Consider the following 20,925-nt stretch of genomic DNA (forward strand, 5'->3'; position numbering starts at 1 on the left):
GTATACCCGTGCGCTCTGGCTCGGCATCTGGAGATTTGCTCGGTGCGCTGAACGGTTTTCCCCTCACCCTAGTCCCCTCCCGAGGGAGAGGGCTGGGCGGGCGGCGTTCCGATGAGGGGCGAATCCAACACAAGACCATCGCCGTACACCTGCTACTCCCCAACTATCCAAACGAAACTGACAATCCTGACAGCCAGCCGTCACCCTGCCGACCGCCTGACCGGTTTATAACTGGCCAATCTGCCCAAACTCCAAACTCCAAACTCCAAACTCCAAACTCCAAACTCCAGACTCCGGCGCCGCGCATGTCCATTCAGAAAAATAAAATCCTGCTCGCCTCTCTCCTGATTTTGCTGGCAGCCGCCGGCCTGTGGTTTGCGCTCAAACCGGCACCGGCCAAACTGGCCAGCCCGACCGCCATTCCTGTGCGCGTGGTGACGGTCAGCGCCAAAGACGTGCCGCGTTATACCAGCGGCATCGGCTCGGTGCTCTCGCTCCACAGTGTGGTGGTGCGTCCGCAGATCGACGGGATCCTGACGAAAATTCTGGTAAAGGAAGGTCAACTGGTCAAAGCAGGCGACCTGCTCGCCACCATCGACGACCGCTCGATCCGCGCCAGCCTTGATCAGGCCCGGGCGCAGTTGGGCGAGAGCCAGGCGCAGTTGCAGGTCGCGCTGGTCAATCTCAAGCGCTACAAATTGCTCAGCGTTGACGACGGCGTGTCGAAGCAGACCTTCGACCAGCAGCAAGCGCTGGTCAATCAGCTCAAAGCCACGGCGCAGGGCAATCAGGCCTTGATCGATGCGGCGCAGGTGCAACTGTCCTACACGCAGATTCGCTCCCCAGTCACCGGGCGCGTCGGTATTCGTACGGTCGATGAAGGCAATTTCCTGCGCATGACCGACACTCAAGGACTGTTCACCGTGACTCAGATCGACCCGATCGCCGTCGAGTTCTCCCTGCCCCAACAGATGCTGCCGACCCTGCAGAGCCTGATCAGCGATCCGCAACGCGCGCCGGTCAAGGCCTACATCGGCGCCGACACCGATGGCGAAACCGGCAATCTGCTCGGCGAAGGTCATCTGACCCTGATCGACAACCAGATCAACGCCAACACCGGCACCATCCGCGCCAAGGCCGAATTCGCCAACGCCAGCCAGAAGCTCTGGCCGGGTTTGCTGGTGACGGTAAAAATTCAGACGGCTGTGGATAAAGATGCGCTGGTCGTTCCGCCCACCGTCGTACAACGTGGCCTTGAACAACACTTCGTTTACCGCGTGAAGGACGATAAGGTCGAAGCGGTGCCGGTGCAGATGGTGTATCAGGGCAGCGGCCAGGACATCATCAAAGGCGTCAACGCCGGTGACGTGCTGGTGACCGACGGCCAGTCGCGGCTCAAGCCGGGGTCGAGCGTGCAAGTCATGAGTGAGCCGCCGCAAGTGGTGCAGGCGGAGCCGAAGCCATGAATTCGCACAAAGGCATCTCGACCTGGTGCATCGATCACCCGGTGGCGACGATCCTGTTGACGATCGCGCTGGTGCTGGTCGGGGCGATTGCCTTCCCGCGCTTGCCGATTGCTCCACTGCCAGAAGCGGAATTTCCTACGATTCAAGTCTCGGCGCAGTTGCCCGGCGCCAGCCCTGACACCATGGCGTCTTCGGTGGCGACGCCGCTGGAGGTGCAATTCAGTGCCATCCCCGGCATGACCCAGATGACCTCGAGCAGTGCGCTGGGCTCAACCCTGCTGACCCTGCAATTCACCCTCGACAAAAGCATCGACACCGCCGCCCAGGAAGTCCAGGCGGCGATCAACACCGCCGCCGGCAAGCTGCCCAAGGATATGCCGACGCTGCCGACGTGGAAGAAGGTCAACCCGGCCGACAGCCCGGTGCTGATCCTCAGTGTCAGCTCCACACAGATGCCCGGCACCGAACTCAGCGACCTGGTGGAAACCCTGCTCGCCCGGCAGATCAGTCAGATCGACGGCGTCGGCCAGATCAACATCACCGGTCAGCAACGTCCGGCGATTCGCGTGCAGGCGTCGGCGGACAAACTCGCGGCGATTGGCCTGACCCTGGCCGACATCAGGCTGGCGATCCAGCAGACCAGCCTTAACCTCGCCAAAGGCGCGCTGTACGGCGAATCGAGCATTTCCACGCTGTCGACCAATGACCAGTTGTTCCACCCCGAGGACTACAGCCAGCTCATCGTTTCCTACAAGGATGGCGCCCCGGTTCACCTGCGCGATGTCGCCAAAGTCGTCAACGGTGCGGAAGATGCCTACGTGCAGGCGTGGGCGGGTGATCGTCCGGGGGTGAACCTGGTGATCTCGCGTCAGCCCGGCGCCAACATCGTTGAGACCGTCGACCGCATTCAAGCCGCCCTCCCCGGTCTCGAAGCCATGCTGCCGGCCTCGGTGCAGGTGAAAACCCTGATCGACCGCACGCAGACCATTCGCGCTTCGCTGCATGAAGTCGAGATCACCTTGCTGATCGCGATCCTGCTGGTGGTCGCAGTCATGGCGCTGTTCCTGCGGCAGTTGTCGGCGACGCTGATTGTTTCGGCGGTGCTCGGCGTCTCGCTGATCGCCAGTTTCGCCCTGATGTACGTGCTCGGTTTCAGCCTGAACAACCTGACGCTGGTGGCGATCGTCGTCGCGGTCGGCTTCGTGGTCGACGATGCGATTGTCGTGGTGGAGAACATTCACCGCCATCTCGAGGCCGGCGATGACATGCGCGAGGCGGCGATCAAGGGTGCCGGCGAGATTGGCTTCACCGTCGTTTCGATCAGTTTCTCGCTGGTAGCGGCGTTCATCCCGCTGCTGTTCATGGGCGGTGTGGTCGGGCGGCTGTTCAAGGAATTCGCCCTGACCGCGACGTCCACCATCATGATTTCCGTGGTGGTGTCGCTGACGCTGGCGCCAACCCTTGCCGCGCTGTTCATGCGCAAACCGCTGCATCATGCCAATGCCAAACCCGGTTTCAGCGAACGCCTGCTCGGCTGGTACGAAAAGGGCCTGCGCCGCGCCCTCGACCATCAGAAACTGATGATTGGTGTGTTCGGTCTCTCGCTGGCGTTGGCGGTCGCCGGCTACATCTTCATTCCCAAGGGCTTCTTCCCGGTGCAGGACACCGGTTTTGTCCTCGGCACCACCGAAGCCGCTGCGGACATTTCCTACGGCGACATGGTGAAAAAACACTTGGCGATGGCGGAAATCGTCGCGGCCGATCCGGCGGTGCAGGCGTTTTCCCATTCGGTGGGTGTCTCCGGCAGCAACCAGACCATCGCCAACGGGCGCTTCTGGATCGCGCTGAAAAAACGCGGCGATCGCGATGTCAGCGCCAGCCAGTTCATCGACCGCATCCGTCCGCAACTGATGAAAGTCCCCGGCATCGTTCTGTATTTGCGCGCAGGGCAGGACATCAACCTCAGCTCCGGCCCGAGCCGTGCGCAGTACCAGTACGTGCTCAAAAGCAATGACGGCGCGACCCTCGCCACCTGGACCCAGCGCCTGACCGAGAAACTGCGCAGCAACCCGGCGTTCCGCGACATTTCCAATGATCTGCAACTGGGCGGCAGCATCACTCACATCAGCATCGACCGTAGCGCAGCGGCGCGTTTTGGCCTGACTGCGAGCGATGTCGACGAGGCGCTGTACGATGCGTTCGGCCAACGGCAGATCAATGAATTCCAGACTCAGGTCAACCAGTACAACGTGATTCTCGAGCTGGACACAAAGCAACGCGGCAAGGCCGAAAGCCTCAACTATTTCTACCTGCGTTCGCCGCTCAGCGGAGAAATGGTGCCGCTCTCGGCGCTGGCCCGGTTTGACGCGCCGACCATCGGCCCGCTGTCGATTGCCCACGACGGCATGTTCCCCGCCGCCAACCTGTCCTTCAACCTCGCCCCGGGCGTGGCGCTGGGCGATGCGGTAATTCTGCTCAATCAGGCCAAGGCCGAGATCGGCATGCCCACCGCGATCAGCGGCAATTTCCAGGGTGCAGCGCAGGCGTTCCAGAGTTCGCTGGCCAGTCAGCCGTGGCTGATCCTTGCGGCGCTGGTGGCGGTGTACATCATCCTCGGCGTGCTTTATGAAAGCTTCGTGCATCCGCTGACGATCATTTCGACATTGCCGGCGGCCGGCCTCGGCGCGGTGATCATGCTGTGGATCTGTGGCCAGGACTTTTCGATCATGGCGTTGATCGGCCTGGTGCTGCTGATCGGTATCGTCAAGAAGAACGGCATCCTGATGATCGACTTTGCCCTTGAGGCGCAGCGCCAGCGTGGACTGCCGCCGCAAGAGGCGATTTTCGAGGCGTGCATCACCCGGTTCCGGCCGATCATCATGACCACCCTCGCCGCGCTGCTCGGCGCGTTGCCGCTGATGCTCGGCTACGGCACCGGCGCCGAATTGCGCCAGCCATTGGGCATTGCCGTGGTCGGCGGTTTGCTGGTCAGCCAGATGCTGACGCTGTTCACCACCCCGGTCATATACTTATGGCTCGAACGGCTGTTTCACCGGCACTCACACCCACCAGCCCCAACGCCCGCAACGGCATTGGCGACCACAGACTGAGGCGGTCATGCGCGTTCTGATTATCGAAGACGAAGAAAAAACCGCGGACTATCTGCACCGTGGCCTGACCGAGCAGGGCTACACCGTGGACCTTGCCCGCGACGGCGTTGAAGGCCTGCATCTGGCGCTGGAATGCGACTATGCAGTGATCGTCCTCGACGTCATGTTGCCGGGGCTCGATGGCTTCGGCGTGCTGCGCGCGTTGCGTGCGCGCAAACAGACCCCGGTGATCATGCTCACCGCCCGCGAGCGCGTCGAAGACCGCATCAAGGGCCTGCGCGACGGTGCCGACGATTACCTCGGCAAGCCGTTTTCCTTCCTCGAACTGGTCGCCCGCCTGCAAGCATTGACCCGGCGCAGCGGCGGCCACGAGCCGGTGCAAGTAACCATCGCCGACCTGTGGATCGACCTGATCAGCCGCAAGGCCACCCGCGCCGGCACGCGCCTGGATCTGACCGCGAAAGAGTTTTCCCTGCTCAGCGTGCTCGCCCGTCGCCAGGGCGAAATCCTCTCGAAAACCGCGATCGCCGAGATGGTCTGGGACATCAATTTCGACAGTGACGCCAACGTCGTCGAAGTCGCGATCAAACGCCTGCGCGCCAAACTGGATGGCCCGTTCCACGAAAAACTGCTGCATACCATTCGCGGCATGGGGTATGTCCTGGAGAGCCGTGGTGTCCAGTAACTCGATTGCCCTGCGTTTAAGCGGGATGTTCACGCTGGTGGCGCTCGTGGTCTTTCTGTTGATTGGTGGCGCACTGTATCAACAGGTCGACAAGGGCTTGGGGCTGTTGCCGGAAGCTGAGCTGGATGCGCGTTACAGCGTGCTCGAGTCGGCGCTCAATCGCTTCGGCACACCGGAACATTGGGTGAAGATCAACGCAAAGCTCAAGCTGCTCGGCGAAGAAGACAAGCGCATCCGGTTCTGGGTGGTCAGTGGTAATCCGGGTTACGAATATGGACAACCCGATGCCGCGATTCGGGCCTTCGCTCAGGGTCCGCTGGGCATGCATGACCTGCATCTGGCCGACCATCCCTACCCCCTGAAAGTGCTGCTGACCGAGTTGCCGGCCAAGGACCAGCGCCCGTCGCTGCGCTTCATGATCGGCATCGATACGGAGACCTTCCATGAGACGCAGCACAATCTGCTGATTGCGCTGATCGGTCTGGCGATCGCCGGTGTGCTGATGGCTTCGGCGCTGGGCTATTGGGTGGCGCGCATCGGCCTCAAGCCGTTGATCAAACTGTCGCAGGAAGCTCAGCGCCTGGCACCACCACTACGCGCCGGGCGCTTGCGTCTATCGCCGTTGCCGCCGGAACTGGAGCAGTTCGTCGAGTCGTTCAACTCGACGCTGGAACGGGTGGAACTGGCCTATTCGCGGTTGGAGTCGTTCAACGCCGACGTCGCCCATGAACTGCGGTCACCGCTGACCAACCTGATCGGCCAGACCCAGGTCGCGCTGACCCGCGGGCGCTCGGCCGAACACTATTTCGAAGTGCTGCAATCGAACCTCGAAGAGCTGGAGCGACTGCGTTCGATCATCAACGATATGTTGTTCCTGGCCAGCGCCGATCAGGGCAACAAGGCAACCAAACTGACCTCGACGTCACTGGCTGATGAGGTGGCGACGACCCTGGACTATCTGGATTTCATCCTTGAGGACGCTCAGGTTGAAGTGCAGGTCAGCGGCGATGCGCAGGTACAGATCGAGGTCGCGCATTTGCGCCGGGCGCTGATCAACTTGCTGAGCAACGCGGTGCAGCACACCGAACCGGGACAGGTGATCGAAGTGCGCATCGAGGTTCAAGAACATCAGGTGAGCATCGGCGTGGCCAATCCCGGGACGCCGATTGCCAGTGAACATTTGCCGAGATTGTTCGAGCGCTTCTATCGGGTCGATGCCTCGCGCAGCAACAGCGGCAATAACCACGGCTTGGGGCTGGCGATCGTCAAGGCGATCGCGCTGATGCACGGCGGGGATGTGTTTGTGCGCAGTGACCGGGGCATGAATACCTTCGGCATCAACCTCCCGGTCTGAAAAGATCAAAAGATCGCAGCCTTCGGCAGCTCTTACAGGTGTACACCAAGCCCTTGTAGGAGCTGCCGAAGGCTGCGATCTTTGCTTTTGCTGTAACAGTCATTTATGAAAATCACGCTGTTTCCCAACCCTCGGCAACCTTATCTTTGCCCGCACCAAACAGCACTTGCCAAGCAAGAAGGTTTTCCAGATGTCCAACAGTATGGGTATTGCCAGCGCGTTCGTTTTGTCCTCATTGATCCTGTCGCCGATGGCGATGGCTGAAGAATCGCAAACGTTCGTGGCGCAAAAAGTCGCTCGCGCGCAGGCATTCGATCAGCATCAGGCCGAAGTGATGGCCAAGGCTCAAGACGCGACGCAATCCCCCCAGGCCGCCAATTCCCAGACTCAAGCGCTCGAGAAAGACAGCTGAGTCGCACCGCGAAAGGTTTCCCTCGACGCGGTTGTTTGGCTCTTCCCGTTCAACCGTCGTCACTCCAGGCCGCTGCCGTTCAGCGGCCTTTTTTCGTTGTGGTCTGAAAGCCGTCTGGTGCGTCTGTAACAACAAGAAATATCAAGCCGCTCAAGAAACAGAGCGGCCCGCTGACCCAAGGAGCTCCACCGCACGTGTTTTACCCTGCCCGCCTTACCCCGCTGTTCATTGCAATGGCCGCAACGATTGTTCCCACCGCCCACGCCGACGAGCCTGCTGAACAAGGCTTCGTCGAAGGTTCGAGCCTCAACCTGAACGCCCGCAACTACTACATGAATCGCAACCGCTTGCAGCAAGCGGACGACAACATCGAGTGGGGCCAGGGTTTTCTCGGGGTGTTCCAGTCCGGCTATACCGAGGGCACGGTTGGCTTCGGTTTTGATGCCCACGCCATGCTCGGCCTGAAACTCGACGGCGGTGGCGGTACCGACGGTTCGAGTATCCTGCCGATCAGCGATGGCAACGGCAAAGCGCCGGGCTCGTTCTCCACCGCAGGCGGGACGTTGAAGCTGCGGGCGTTCGATACCGAGTTGAAGGCCGGTGACCTGTTCCTCACCAACCCGGTGATTGCCGGCGGCGACACGCGGATGCTGCCGCAGACGTTTCGCGGCATCAGCCTCGCCAATCACAGTTTCGACGGCTGGCTGATCGAAGGTGGCCAGGCCAGTTTCACCAAGCCGTATAACCAGAGCGGTCACACGCGAATCGGTACGTCCTACGGCACCCTCGCCGATGGCGATGAGAGTCAGCGCCTGAACTGGGCCGGTGTGGCCTGGAGCGGGGTCGAAGGTCTGACCAGTAGCCTCTATGCCTCTGAGCTGAAAGACATCTGGAACCAGTACTACTACGACCTCGACTACACCTGGCAACTGAATGACCTGCTCAGCCTCAACCCGGGCCTGCACTTCTATCACACACAAGACACCGGCGACGCGCTACTCGGCGACATCGACAACAACACCTGGAGCGCGCATCTGACCGTCGACATCGGCAGCCACAGCGTTACCGCCGCGTACCAGCGGGTCAACGGCAACACACCGTTCGACTACATCAGCCAGGGCGACAGCGTTTACCTGGACAACTCCCAGCAATACTCGGACTTCAACGGGCCGAACGAACGCTCGTGGAAGCTCAAGTACGCTTACGACTTCACCGGTGTCGGCCTGCCAGGGCTGACTTCGGCGCTGTCCTATTCGCGCGGCACGGTCGACCTGACCAAAGCCGATCCGGACAACCCAGGCTATTCCAGCTGGTACAGCGCTGATGGCCGCAACGCCAAACACTGGGAGCGCGATATCGATTTGCAGTACGTCGTGCAAAGCGGTCAGGCCAAGGACCTGGCGGTGCGCCTGCAATGGGCGACCAACCGTGGCGGCAATGGCTACGGCGCGATTGATTCGGATACAGATGAATACCGCGTGATCATCGACTACCCGATCAACGTCTTCTAAGATCGGCGCGGCGTTTTTCAGATCCTGTGATCTATCCTGTGGGAGCGAGCCTGCTCGCGAAAGCGGTGTGTCATTCAACGCAGATGTTGACTGACAATCAGCTTTCGCGAGCAGGCTCGCTCCCACAGGTTCGTCCGGCGTCAGCCCAACTAAGCTTATGAAACCACTCCAACCGGCTCCCCATCATGATCGCCAGCCGCACACCTCCCGTCACAGGCCAGACCGGTCGCCCCGAGCGCCTGCTGATCCTCGGCAGTCTGCTGACCGTGATTGCGATGGTGTGCATCGTCACCTTCCTGCTGATCCGCGAGTACGCCAGTGCGCAGGAAGCCGCCACTCGCCGTGCGACCACCATCGCGCAACTGATCGACGCCGATGTGCTGCGCACCGTCGAGCTGTACGACCTGACGCTGCAAGGCCTGATCGCCGCCGCCCAGCGTGACGACTTGCAGCAGGTCTCGCCGCAGATCCGTCACCTGGCGCTGTTCGATCGCTCGGCCACCGCGCGCTTCAAAGGCGACATCCTGCTGCTGGACAAGCATGGCGAGGTCGTCGCCGACTCCTCGCGTATCGAACCGAAACCGGGCAATTTCGCTGACCGCGATTATTTCCTCGCCCATGCGTTCAACCGCGAGATGGGCATGTTCATCAGCCGGCCGTTCAAGACCCGTTGCGATTGCGACGAGGCCGATCAGTGGCGCATCAGCTTCAGTCGACGCATATCCTCGCAGACCGGTGAATTCCTCGGTGTGGCGGTGGCGTCGTTGAAACTCGACTACTTCGACGAACTGTTCAAAAGCCTCGACATTGGCACCGACAGCACGCTGAACATCATCAACAGCGATGGCGTGCTGCTCGCGCAGAAGCCGTACCTGCAAAGCGATTCGGTGGGCAAGAGCTTCGGCAATCGGCCCAACGTTGTGCGCATCCTCAATGATCGCGATGGCAGCGGCAGTTTCACCAGCACCTCGAGCATGGATAAACAACGCCGGCTCTACACCTACTCGCGGGTCGGCAATCTGCCGTTGACCGTGATGGTCGCGCTGTCCAGTGATGAGGTGTTCGGCACCTGGCGGCGCACGGCGATATTGATCAGTGGCGCCACCGGCGTGCTGTGCCTTGGCCTGTTGTGGCTGACCTGGCTGCTCGCCCGGGAACTGCGTTTGCGCCATCGCGCCGAACGCGAGCTGGCGCAACTGGCCGCCACCGATGACCTGACCGGCGTGGCCAACCGGCGCATGCTCGATCAGACTCTGCGTCATGAGTGGTTCCGCGCGCAACGCTCGGGCCAGCCGCTGTCGGTGATGATGATCGATGCCGACCACTTCAAGGCCTTCAACGACCGACATGGCCATCAGGCCGGCGATCAGGTCTTGCGTGAGCTGGCCAAGGTGATCACGGCAAATGTGCGACGTCCGGCGGATCTGGTTGCGCGTTATGGCGGCGAAGAGTTTTCGGTGATTCTCGCCGAGACCGACAGCGCAGGGGCGCAGCAGATCGCCGAGCAGATCCGTAGCGCTGTGGAAAACCTGCCGTGGACCGAAGGCGCTGAGCGGGCGATGACCGTGAGTATCGGCATCGCCACATGGACGACAGCGAGCGAGATGACCCTGGAGCAGTTGTTGTTTGCCGCGGACAAGGCCTTGTATCAGGCCAAGGAAGGCGGACGCAATCGGGTGGTGGTATCGGTTTGAGAGGTGCAGTGGCCCCACCGGCCCTATCGCGAGCAGGCTCACTCCTACAATTGGAATGCGTTCCCCCTGTAGGAGTGAGCCTGCTCGCGATAGGGCCATCCCAGGCAATACAAAAACCACAGGTATAAAAAAAGGCCATCCGAGGATGGCCTTCAAAAAACTAGAGAGGTTTTTTACTTACACAGCCGCTACAGGGCGCATGTAAGAGATCGGTGCGGTGCTGGCGTCTTCGAACGTCACCACTTCCCACGCATCTGTCTGCTCAATCAATTTGCGCAGCAGCTGGTTGTTCAGTGCATGACCGGACTTGAAGCCTTTGAACTCACCAATCAGGCTGTTGCCCAGCAGGTACAGGTCGCCAATCGCATCGAGGATCTTGTGCTTGACGAATTCGTCTTCATAACGAAGACCGTCTTCGTTCAACACGCCATCGGCGTCGACCACGATCGCGTTTTCCACGCTGCCGCCGAGTGCGAGGTTGTGCTTGCGCAGGTACTCGATGTCACTCATGAAACCAAAGGTACGGGCGCGACTGACTTCTTTTACGAACGAAGTGCTGGAAAAGTCCACGCTTGCACTTTGGGTGCGGTCCCGGAATACCGGGTGATCGAAATCGATCTCGAAGCTCACCTTGAAGCCTTCGAAAGGGACGAAAGTGGCGCGCTTGTCGCCGTCTTCCACTGTCACTTCACGCAGGATGCGGATGAATTTCTTGGCGGCGTCCTGTTCTTCCAGGCCTGCCGATTGAATCAGGAATACGAAGGGTCCAGCGCTGCCATCCATGATCGGGACTTCGGACGCGGAGAGCTCGACGTAGGCGTTATCGATGCCCAGGCCAGCCATGGCCGAGAGCAAGTGCTCTACCGTGTCCACTTTGACGTCGCCATTGATCAGCGTCGTCGACATAGTGGTTTCACCGACGTTTTCCGCGCGGGCAGGAATCTGCACCACAGGGTCGAGGTCAGCGCGACAAAACACAATGCCAGTGTCGACAGGCGCAGGCTTGAGGGTCAGGTAGACCTTCTCACCGGAGTGCAGGCCTACACCTGTGGCACGGATAATATTTTTCAGTGTGCGTTGTTTAATCATGGCTTGGGCCGCTTCAGCGCAAATTGCGAACTGGTATCAACAAAGGCTGGCGATGATAGCAGACCATGCCTTTGCTGAACACCAATCACCTTCATAGCCCTGATACATTCCATCAATCGGCCTGACGACGCAGGAATGCCGGAATGTCCAGGTAGTCCAGGTCATCCTGCGGATTCATCTTCGCGGCAGCCGCAGCACCGGCCTGAGCCTGGTTGCGCATGACGGTCGGACGGTCCAGATCACGGTAGTTCACCGCAGGCTGCTCCTGACGGGCCGGAGCCGGTTGTTGCACCTGAGCCGAAGCCATGGAGGTGTGAACGGTGTTGTCGATAACCTTCACAGGCTTCTCGATCTTCGCGCCCAGACCGGTGGCAACCACAGTCACGTGCAGCTCGTCGCGCATGTCCGGATCGATAACGGTACCGACCTTGACCATCGCGTGCTCGGAAGCGAAGGCTTCGATGATCGAACCGACGTCGGAGTACTCACCCAGGGACAGGTCAGGACCGGCGGTGATGTTCACCAGGATGCCGCGCGCGCCTTGCAGGTTGACGTCTTCCAGCAGCGGGTTGCGGATCGCTGCCTCGGTGGCTTCACGTGCACGGTTCGGACCGCTGGCGCAGCCAGTGCCCATCATCGCCATGCCCATTTCGCTCATCACGGTACGTACGTCGGCGAAGTCGACGTTGATCATGCCCGGACGCTTGATGATGTCGGAGATACCGCGCACGGCACCGGCCAGTACATCGTCAGCCTTGGCGAAAGCCGACAGCAGGCTGGCGTCTTTGCCGAGGATGGTCAGCAGTTTTTCGTTCGGAATGGTGATCAGCGAGTCGACGCTTTCCGAGAGCATGCGGATGCCTTCGTCGGCGATCTGCATACGCTTGCGGCCTTCGAACGGGAACGGACGGGTCACGACCGCAACGGTCAGGATGCCCATTTCCTTGGCCACTTCAGCGATGATCGGCGCCGCACCGGTACCGGTACCGCCGCCCATGCCAGTGGTGATGAACACCATGTTGGTGCCGGCCAGCACTTCAGCGATGCGCTCGCGGTCTTCCAGAGCGGCTTGACGGCCGACTTCAGGATTGGCGCCAGCACCCAGGCCTTTGGTCACGCCAGTGCCCAGTTGCAGGATGGTCCGCGCGCCGATGTTTTTCAGCGCTTGAGCATCGGTGTTGGCGCAGATGAACTCAACGCCTTCGATGTTGCTCTTGACCATGTGATTGACAGCGTTGCCGCCGCCACCGCCGACACCGATAACTTTGATTACCGGGCTTGCGGGGATGTTGTCTACGAGTTCGAACATTTTCCCTCTCCTTACATTCTCTAGTTTTTTCGCCTACTGCTGTTTGTAGCGGTGTATCTACTGCAGTTGCTTGCCGCTTGAAGCTTGTCGCTCCAGGCTGCTTTTAAAAATTGCCCTGAACCCACTTTTTCAAGCGGTCCAGCAGCGGCGCCTGAGGCTCTTCGCTGCTGTAGCTGTCGCGGCTGCCGATGCCGGAGAACGAAACTCCGTCGGACTGTTTTTGCAGGCCGTACATCAATAAACCGACGCCAGTGGAATAAATCGGGTTGCGCACTACGTCATCCAGACCTTTCACGCCATGCGGCACGCCGAGGCGTACCGGCATGTGGAAGATTTCTTCGGCCAGTTCGGTCGCGCCTTCCATTTTCGAGGTACCGCCGGTGAGCACGATGCCCGCCGGAATCAGGTCTTCGTAGCCGCTGCGACGCAGCTCGGCCTGGATCAGGGTGAACAGTTCGTCGTAACGCGGCTCGACCACTTCGGCCAGGGCCTGACGCGACAGTTCGCGCGGTGGACGGTCGCCGACGCTCGGCACCTTGATGGTTTCGCCGGCACCGGCCAGTTTCGCCAGGGCGCAGGCATAGCGGATCTTGATTTCTTCGGCGTACTGGGTCGGGGTGCGCAACGCCATGGCGATGTCGTTGGTCACCTGATCACCGGCAATCGGGATCACCGCGGTGTGACGGATCGCGCCTTCGGTGAAGATCGCGATGTCGGTAGTGCCGCCGCCGATGTCGACCAGGCACACGCCCAGTTCTTTCTCGTCGTCGGTCAGCACCGAGTAGGCCGAGGCCAGTTGCTCGAGGATGATGTCGTCGATTTCCAGACCGCAGCGACGTACGCATTTTTCAATGTTCTGTGCGGCGTTGACGGCGCAGGTGACCACGTGAACCTTGGCTTCCAGGCGCACGCCGGACATGCCCAGCGGCTCGCGCACGCCTTCCTGGTTATCGATCACGTAATCCTGCGGCAGGGTGTGCAGCACGCGCTGGTCAGCCGGAATCGCCACGGCCTGGGCGGCGTCGAGCACACGCTCAAGGTCGGCCGAGCTGACTTCGCGATCACGGATCGCGACGATGCCGTGGGAGTTCAGGCTGCGAATGTGATTGCCGGCCACGCCGACGAAAGCCGAGTGAATGCGGCAGCCGGCCATCAGTTGGGCTTCTTCGATCGCACGCTGGATCGACTGCACGGTGGATTCGATGTTGACCACCACGCCCTTCTTCAGGCCGCGGGACGGATGCGTGCCGATCCCGACGATTTCCAGCTGGCCGTCGTCCGCGACCTCGCCTACCAGCGCCACCACTTTGGAGGTGCCGATATCCAGACCGACGATCATTTTGCCGCTTTGCACGTTTGCCATGGGTCCTGCCTCTTCTTAATTCTTTGCGACAGCGGGTTGGGCTGTCGTCGGCGCTACGGGTTCCCGCCAGCCAACAGCAAGGCCGTTGGCGTAGCGCAGATCGATGCGCGCAATGTTCGTAATCTGCTCTTTCAGCGTCTTGTCATAGATGGCGATGAAGCGGCGCATCTTTTCCACCAGGTTGCCGCGTCCCAGCAGCAACTCGATGCCGGGGCCGGAACTGCCGGCACCGGTGGTCAGGAACCAGCTGCCGCGTTCACGCAATTCCAGGCGTGCAATCGAAAAACCCAGCGGCCGCAGCATCTGGCTCAACACCTGATACTGCTGCATCACCTGCTGCTGAGCCCGTTGTGGGCCGAACAGCTGCGGCAGGTGTTCGTAGTTCGCCAGTTCCTTGGGCGTGAACGCCTGGCCCTGGTTGTTGAGCAGCGACTCGTCGCCCCAGCGCGCCACCGGCAATTGTTCTTCGAGGCGGATCACCACCTGGTCCGGCCATACCCGGCGCACTTCGGCGTGGGCGATCCACGGCATCTGTTCCAACTCGGTACGCATACCGGCGAGGTCGATGGTGAAGAAGCTCGACGCCACGAACGGTGCGATCCGCTGCTGCACCGCCTGCTGGCTGATGTAACTCAAGTCGCCCTGCACCGCGATCTTGCTGATCGGCCGGTCGGCATACGGCAGCAAACGCTGCGCACCTTCATAGGTGCCAAAGCCCAGTGCTACCAGCAGCACCGGCCAGAACAAACTTTTCAGAAAGCTGAAATTGGCTTTCGGCAGGCGCGCGGACATCGGCTCTTTCGCCACCATTCGGCTGGCACCCCGCGGCACCGGCTTGCGGCCGGGTGCGGGTGGCTGATGTCTGAGATGAGCGCCTTGCATGGTCTTAACCTCGCGCCTCTGTTGCGCCTGCGTCTTCAACGCTGGCGGCCAGAATGGCCAGAACCAGTTGCTGGAAATCCAGACCGGCAGCCCGCGCCGCCATCGGCACCAGGCTGTGATCGGTCATGCCCGGTGCGGTATTGACTTCAAGGAACCAGAACTGCCCGTCGGCGTCCTGCATCACGTCCGCCCGGCCCCAACCGGCGATACCCAGCGCCTCACAGGCCTTGGCCGTGAGCTCCATGAGTTCCTGTTCCTTGGCCGCGTCCAGTCCGCACGGAATGCGGTACTGGGTATCGTTGGCGATGTACTTGGCGTCGTAGTCGTAAAATGTGTGCGGTGTACCCAGGGCGATAGGAGGCAACACCTGGTCACGCAGGGTGGCGATGGTGAACTCCGGACCTTGAATCCATTGCTCGACCAACACTTGCGAATCGTAGGTACTGGCCGCTTTCCATGCGTCGATCAACTCGGACGCAGAATTCACTTTGGCCATCCCGATACTTGAACCTTCATGCGCCGGTTTGACGATCAAAGGCAAGCCCAGTTCCGTCGCTGCCGAAATACAATCGGCTTCGCTGCACAGCACGGCGTGACGCGGCGTCGGAATCCCGAGGCTGTGCCAGACCTGCTTGGTGCGCAGCTTGTCCATCGCCAGTGCGGAAGCAAGAATGCCGCTGCCGGTGTACGGGATGCCGGCGCACTCGAGCAGGCCCTGCATGCTGCCGTCTTCACCGCCGCGACCGTGGAGAATGATGAACGCGCGGTCGATCTTTTCGCTGAGCAGACGCTGCAGGAAGTCTTCGCCCACATCGATACCGAACGCATCCACGCCAGCGCTTTGCAGCGCCTCGAGCACGGCGTTACCGGATTTCAGCGACACCTCACGCTCGGCACTCAGGCCGCCGAAGAGCACGGCGACGCGGCCGAAGTCTTTCAGCGCGATCGTGGAAAACAGCTTGGCGTAGGCAGCAGTCATTTCAACTTCCCCTCGACCGACGCCGCCACGGCGCCGGCGAACAACTCACTTTTCAACAGTTTCGGTGCGAGACCGCCGATATCACCGGCGCCCTGGCACAACAGAATGTCGCCGGCACGCAGCAGCGGCTTGACCAGCGGCGCCAGATCGACACCACGCTCGATGTAGATCGGGTCGAGCTGACCGCGCTGGCGGATGCTGTTGCACAATTTGCGGCTGTCGGCGCCCGGGATCGGCTCTTCGCCGGCCGGATAGACTTCCATCAGCAGCAGCACGTTGGCATCGGCCAGCACATTGACGAAGTCGTCGTACAGATCGCGGGTGCGGCTGTAACGGTGCGGCTGGTAAACCATCACCAGACGACGCTCCGGCCAGCCACCGCGCACGGCTTTGATCACCGCAGCGACTTCAGTCGGGTGATGACCGTAGTCGTCGACCAGCATCACGTTGCCGCCGTCCACCGGCAGTTCGCCGTAGACCTGGAAGCGTCGACCGACACCCTGGAAGCCTGACAGGCCCTGGACAATCGCTTCATCGCTGACGCCTTCGTCGGTGGCGATGCAGATGGTCGCCAGCGAGTTGAGCACGTTGTGATTGCCGGGCATGTTCACCGACACGTCGAGCGGCTCGCGATCCGGGCGCAGCACGGTAAAGAAGGTCTGCATGCCCTGCTGACGCACATTGATTGCGCGCACATCGGCGTCTTCGCTGAAGCCATAGGTCACGGTCGGACGTTTCACCAGCGGCAGGATCTCCCGCACCACCGGATCGTCCAGGCACATCACCGCCAAACCGTAGAACGGCAGGTTGTGCAGGAATTCGACAAAGGTTTTCTTCAGTTTGTTGAAGTCACCGTCGTAGGTCGCCATGTGGTCGGCGTCGATATTGGTGACCACGGCCACCAGCGGCTGCAGGTGCAGGAAGCTCGCATCGCTTTCGTCGGCTTCGGCGATCAGGTAACGGCTGGTGCCGAGCTGAGCGTTGGTGCCCGCTGCATTCAGACGACCACCGATCACGAACGTCGGATCCAGACCACCGGCCGCGAACACCGAAGCGATCAGGCTGGTGGTGGTGGTTTTGCCGTGGGTACCGGCGACGGCGATGCCGTGGCGATAGCGCATCAGCTCGGCGAGCATTTCTGCGCGCGGTACCACTGGAATGCGGCGCTCAAGGGCGGTCGCGACTTCCGGGTTGGACGTGTTCACTGCGCTCGACACCACCAGCACGTCGGCGGTAGCGGCGTTCTCGGCACGGTGACCGATGAAGATCTGCGCGCCGAAGGTTTCCAGGCGCTCGGTGACCGGCGACGCTTTCAGGTCGGAACCGGAGACTTGATAGCCCAGGTTCAACAACACTTCAGCGATACCGCACATGCCCACGCCGCCGATACCGACGAAGTGGATGCGCCGGATGCGGCGCATTTCCGGTTGTGGCATGGCTTTCTGATTCTCAACCATGGGCCACCTCCAGACAGGTATCGACCACGCTACGGGTGGCATCGGGTTTGGCCAGTCGGCGGGCCGCTTGGGCCATTGCTTCGAGTCGTTGCGGTTGCATCAAGACCTCTGTCAGGCGCGCGGCAAGATCCGCGGCACCAGTCGTTCTTTGCGGCATCAGGAAGGCAGCGCCTTCGCGGGCCAAATAATCGGCGTTGCGGGTCTGGTGATCGTCGATCGCGTGGGGCAAAGGCACCAGCATCGAGGGCAGACCGGCGGCCGCCAGCTCACTGATGGTCAGCGCGCCAGCGCGGCACACCACCAGGTCAGCCCAGCCATAGGCCTGGGCCATGTCTTTGATGAACGGCTGCACCTGCGCGTCCACGCCCGCGGCGCGGTAACGCTCGGCAGTCACTTCATCGTGATTTTTGCCGGCCTGATGGAACACTTCCGGGCGCAGGTCGGCAGCGACTTGGGCCAGGGCTTCAGGCAGCAATTTGTTCAACGGTTCTGCGCCCAGGCTGCCGCCAAGGATCAGCAAACGCGCTTTGCGCCCGGCCAGCGCCGGTCGCGATGTCTCGAGGAACAGCTCGCTGCGCACCGGATTACCGGTGGTACGGCGGCTGTCCGACAGAGTAAAGGTGTCGGGGAACGCTTCACACACTCGGGCGGCGAACGGCACCAGCAACCGATTGGCGGTGCCGGCGACAGCGTTCTGCTCATGAACGATCACCGGCACGCCAGCCAGTTTCGCGGCAAGGCCACCAGGGCCAGTCACATAACCGCCGAAACCGACGACGCATACGGGTTTCAAGCGGCGCATGATCGCCCGCGCCTGCCACACCGATTTGAGCAGCATTAACGGCGCCTTGAGCAGCGACAGCTTGCCCTTGCCGCGCAGACCGCTGGCGTTGATCCGGTGCAGTTCAAGCCCTGCCGCCGGGACCAGTTCGTTTTCGATGCCGCGTGGTGTGCCGAGCCAGTGCACGGTATAGCCGCGCGCCTGAAACTCGCGGGCACAGGCCAGCGCCGGGAACACGTGGCCGCCGGTACCGCCGGCCATGATCAGTACGTTAGCGCCCATGAGTCGGCTCCTCGGCGAAGTCGCTCTCCTGGAATTCCATCTCTTCGCTGCCCAGGTGGGTTCGACTCTCCCACTCGATGCGCAGCAACAGGCCCAGACAGGCGCAGCAGATCACCAGCGAGCTGCCGCCGTAACTGAGGAACGGCAAGGTCAGGCCCTTGGTTGGCAGCAGGCCGACGTTCACCCCGATGTTGATCAGGAACTGACCGATCCACAGGAACGATAAGCCGTACGCCACATAAGCGGCGAAGAACTGTTTGGCTTTCTCCGCCCACAGGCCGATGTACATGCCGCGAATACACACGAACACGAACAGCGCGACAGTGCACAGCGAACCGACCGCACCGAGCTCTTCGGCGAGGACCGAAAACACGAAGTCGGTGTGTGCTTCCGGCAGGTAGAACTGCTTCTGCACACTGTTGCCCAGGCCGACGCCCAGCCACTCGCCGCGACCGAAGGCGATCAAGGCTTGCGACAGTTGATAACCGGCGCCGAACTGGTCGGCCCACGGGTCGGCGAAGTTGGTCAGACGCGCCATTCGATAGGGCTGCATCTGGATCAGCAACACCACTGCACCGACCGCCAGCACCACCATTAGCGAGAAACGGAACAGTCCGACCCCGCCAAGAAACAGCATCGCCGCCGCCGCGCCCATCATTACCACGGTGGCACCGAAGTCCGGCTCCATGAGCAACAGACCGGCCATCGGCAGCAGGACAATGAACGGCTTGAAGAAGCCCATCCAGCTCTCGCGAACTTCTTTCTGCCGGCGCACCAGATAGCCGGCGAGATAGATCACCACGAACACCTTGGCGATTTCCGACGGCTGCACGTTGAAGAAGCTGAAACCGATCCAGCGCATCGAACCGTTCACTTCCCGTCCGATGCCGGGGATGATCACCATCACCAGCAGGCCGAACGCGCCGATCAGCATCATCCAGCCGAGGCGCTGCCAGGTGGCGATCGGGATCATCATGGTGACGATGCACGCGCCCAGACCCAGCACCACATAAATAAGGTGGCGAATCATGTAATACAGCGGACTGCCCGACTGCGCCGCCGCCACTTCGGTGGACGCCGAGGCGATCATGATCAGGCCCAGGCCGAGCAGCGCCAGGCAACCGGCGAGCATCGGGAAATCAAGGTCGATGCCACGCCCGGTGATCAGCGGCGACGGGTACGGCTTGATGATGTTTCTCAGGTTCATGCCAGTTCCTCCACAGCGCGGACGAACTGGTGACCACGGTCTTCGTAATTCTTGAACATGTCGAAACTGGCGCAGGCCGGCGACAGCAGCACCACGTCACCCGGCTGGGCAGCGGCGCGGCATTGCTCGACGGCGTCGACCAGCGAGGTCGCGCGGATCAACGGCACGGCATCGCCAATGGCCTCGCCGATCTTGTCCGAGTCGCGCCCCATCAGCACCACGGCGCGGCAGTTGGCCGCGACCGGATCGCGCAGATCGTTGAATTCGGCGCCCTTGCCGTCACCGCCGGCGATCAGGATGACCTTGCCGTCGATGTCCGCACCCAGGCCTTCGATGGCAGCCAGCGCGGCGCCAACGTTGGTGGCTTTGGAATCGTTGTAGTAGGCCACGCCGTCGAGATCACGCACCCACTGGCAGCGGTGTTCGAGCCCGGTAAACGTGCGCAGTGCCGAGAGCATGGCGTCGAACGGCAGGCCGATGGCGTGACCCAATGCCAAGGCTGCAAGAGCGTTGGACTGGTTATGTGCGCCGCGAACTTTCAACTCACGCACCGGCAGCAGATTCTGGAATTCGAAGGCCAGATACTTCTCGCCGTCTTCTTCGCGGATACCGAACGCTTTGAAATCCGGTTTGCTCAGGCCGAAGGTCCAGCAAGGCTGGCCTTCGCCGATCAATGGACGGCTCAGGGCATCCTGACGATTGACCACGAACTGCTTCGCGCCACGGAAGATCCGGTGCTTGGCCAGGTGATACGCCGGCAGACCGCTGTAGCGATCCATGTGGTCTTCGCTGATGTTCAGCACGGTGGCGACTTCAGCGTTGAGCTGGTCGGTGGTTTCCAGCTGAAAACTCGACAGCTCCATCACGTACAGCTCGACGTCGTCGCTGAGCAGGTCCAGCGCCGGGGTGCCGAGGTTGCCGCCAACAGCGACGCGCTTGCCGGCCGCAGCCGCCATCTCGCCGACCAGCGTGGTCACGGTGCTTTTCGCGTTGGAACCGGTGATTGCGACGATCGGCGCCCCCGCGTTACGCGCGAACAGCTCGATGTCGCCGGACATTTTCACGCCACGGGCCGCGGCGGCTTGCAGGGCTGGGGTCGCCAGCGCCAGGCCGGGACTCACGTAGAGCTCGTCGGCACGGCAGAGGAATTCGACGTCCAGCTCGCCACAACGCACTTCCACGTGCGGATAGTCACGCTTGAGCGTGGCCAGTTCCGGTGGATTTTCCCGCGTGTCGGCCACGGCAAACGACGTGCCCCGGTTCGCCAGGAAGCGAACCAGGGACATGCCGCTCTTGCCGAGGCCGACAACGATGCGGAAGTGGTCAGAAGCGATCAGAGACACT

16 protein-coding genes are annotated in these 20,925 nt (G+C 61.4%); 7 read left to right on the forward strand and 9 right to left on the reverse strand.

The window, feature by feature from the left end; all coding sequences use genetic code 11:
* The first annotated feature begins 305 nt into the window (after positions 1–305).
* The 7 genes from QRN33_RS03395 to QRN33_RS03425 all read left to right on the forward strand — a co-directional run bounded on the left by QRN33_RS03395 (position 306) and on the right by QRN33_RS03425 (position 10,232).
* Positions 306–1,466: an efflux RND transporter periplasmic adaptor subunit gene (locus tag QRN33_RS03395; RefSeq protein ID WP_285407034.1), complete on the forward strand. Its 1,161-nt coding sequence runs from the start codon at positions 306–308 to the stop codon at positions 1,464–1,466.
* Complete coding sequence (locus tag QRN33_RS03400) at positions 1,463–4,576, forward strand: multidrug efflux RND transporter permease subunit (protein ID WP_227973039.1); 3,114 nt, start codon at positions 1,463–1,465, stop codon at positions 4,574–4,576. The genes QRN33_RS03395 and QRN33_RS03400 overlap by 4 nt, the downstream gene beginning before the upstream one ends.
* Positions 4,577–4,583: 7 nt before the next feature.
* Positions 4,584–5,261 (forward strand): heavy metal response regulator transcription factor, encoded by a 678-nt coding sequence (locus tag QRN33_RS03405; RefSeq protein ID WP_042608367.1) that lies wholly within the window; start codon positions 4,584–4,586, stop codon positions 5,259–5,261.
* On the forward strand, positions 5,251–6,615 hold the full coding sequence (locus QRN33_RS03410; RefSeq protein WP_285407042.1) for a heavy metal sensor histidine kinase: 1,365 nt from the start codon (positions 5,251–5,253) through the stop codon (positions 6,613–6,615). Before QRN33_RS03405 ends, QRN33_RS03410 begins: the two co-directional genes overlap by 11 nt.
* 190 nt (positions 6,616–6,805) lie before the next feature.
* Positions 6,806–7,027, forward strand: coding sequence for a hypothetical protein (locus QRN33_RS03415; protein ID WP_039761392.1), 222 nt, complete (start codon positions 6,806–6,808; stop codon positions 7,025–7,027).
* Positions 7,028–7,260: 233 nt separating this feature from the next.
* The gene (locus QRN33_RS03420; protein WP_502944971.1) at positions 7,261–8,538 is read left to right on the forward strand and encodes an OprD family porin; all 1,278 of its coding nucleotides are present in this window, start codon (positions 7,261–7,263) and stop codon (positions 8,536–8,538) included.
* A gap of 185 nt (positions 8,539–8,723) precedes the next feature.
* Entirely contained in the window at positions 8,724–10,232 is a 1,509-nt protein-coding gene (locus tag QRN33_RS03425) for a sensor domain-containing diguanylate cyclase (RefSeq protein ID WP_123420122.1), read from the forward strand.
* A gap of 177 nt (positions 10,233–10,409) precedes the next feature.
* Here QRN33_RS03425 and lpxC read toward each other — a convergent pair whose 3' ends face one another.
* The 9 genes from lpxC to murD form a co-directional block, all read right to left on the reverse strand.
* The gene (gene lpxC, locus QRN33_RS03430) at positions 10,410–11,321 is read right to left on the reverse strand and encodes a UDP-3-O-acyl-N-acetylglucosamine deacetylase (RefSeq protein WP_007916984.1); all 912 of its coding nucleotides are present in this window, start codon (positions 11,319–11,321) and stop codon (positions 10,410–10,412) included.
* Positions 11,322–11,433: 112 nt separating this feature from the next.
* Positions 11,434–12,630: a cell division protein FtsZ gene (gene ftsZ / locus QRN33_RS03435; protein WP_016773283.1), complete on the reverse strand. Its 1,197-nt coding sequence runs from the start codon at positions 12,628–12,630 to the stop codon at positions 11,434–11,436.
* A gap of 103 nt (positions 12,631–12,733) precedes the next feature.
* Positions 12,734–13,993 (reverse strand): cell division protein FtsA, encoded by a 1,260-nt coding sequence (gene ftsA / locus QRN33_RS03440; protein WP_016773282.1) that lies wholly within the window; start codon positions 13,991–13,993, stop codon positions 12,734–12,736.
* 15 nt (positions 13,994–14,008) lie between these two features.
* Entirely contained in the window at positions 14,009–14,875 is an 867-nt protein-coding gene (locus tag QRN33_RS03445) for a cell division protein FtsQ/DivIB (RefSeq protein WP_039761388.1), read from the reverse strand.
* Positions 14,876–14,879: 4 nt separating this feature from the next.
* Positions 14,880–15,854 (reverse strand): D-alanine--D-alanine ligase, encoded by a 975-nt coding sequence (locus QRN33_RS03450; RefSeq protein WP_285407057.1) that lies wholly within the window; start codon positions 15,852–15,854, stop codon positions 14,880–14,882.
* Positions 15,851–17,311, reverse strand: a complete 1,461-nt coding sequence (gene murC, locus QRN33_RS03455) for a UDP-N-acetylmuramate--L-alanine ligase (protein WP_042608371.1) — start codon at positions 17,309–17,311, stop codon at positions 15,851–15,853. The genes QRN33_RS03450 and murC overlap by 4 nt, the downstream gene beginning before the upstream one ends.
* Entirely contained in the window at positions 17,304–18,374 is a 1,071-nt protein-coding gene (gene murG, locus QRN33_RS03460; protein ID WP_227973043.1) for an undecaprenyldiphospho-muramoylpentapeptide beta-N-acetylglucosaminyltransferase, read from the reverse strand. Before murG ends, murC begins: the two co-directional genes overlap by 8 nt.
* The gene (gene ftsW / locus QRN33_RS03465) at positions 18,364–19,581 is read right to left on the reverse strand and encodes a putative lipid II flippase FtsW (RefSeq protein WP_016773276.1); all 1,218 of its coding nucleotides are present in this window, start codon (positions 19,579–19,581) and stop codon (positions 18,364–18,366) included. The genes murG and ftsW overlap by 11 nt, the downstream gene beginning before the upstream one ends.
* Entirely contained in the window at positions 19,578–20,924 is a 1,347-nt protein-coding gene (murD, locus tag QRN33_RS03470; RefSeq protein ID WP_285407063.1) for a UDP-N-acetylmuramoyl-L-alanine--D-glutamate ligase, read from the reverse strand. The genes ftsW and murD overlap by 4 nt, the downstream gene beginning before the upstream one ends.
* Between the last annotated feature and the right edge of the window lies 1 nt (position 20,925).

It is taken from the genome of Pseudomonas sp. FR229a (genome assembly GCF_030209115.1).
In the GTDB taxonomy this organism is placed as follows: Bacteria; Pseudomonadota; Gammaproteobacteria; order Pseudomonadales; family Pseudomonadaceae; genus Aquipseudomonas; species Aquipseudomonas moraviensis_A.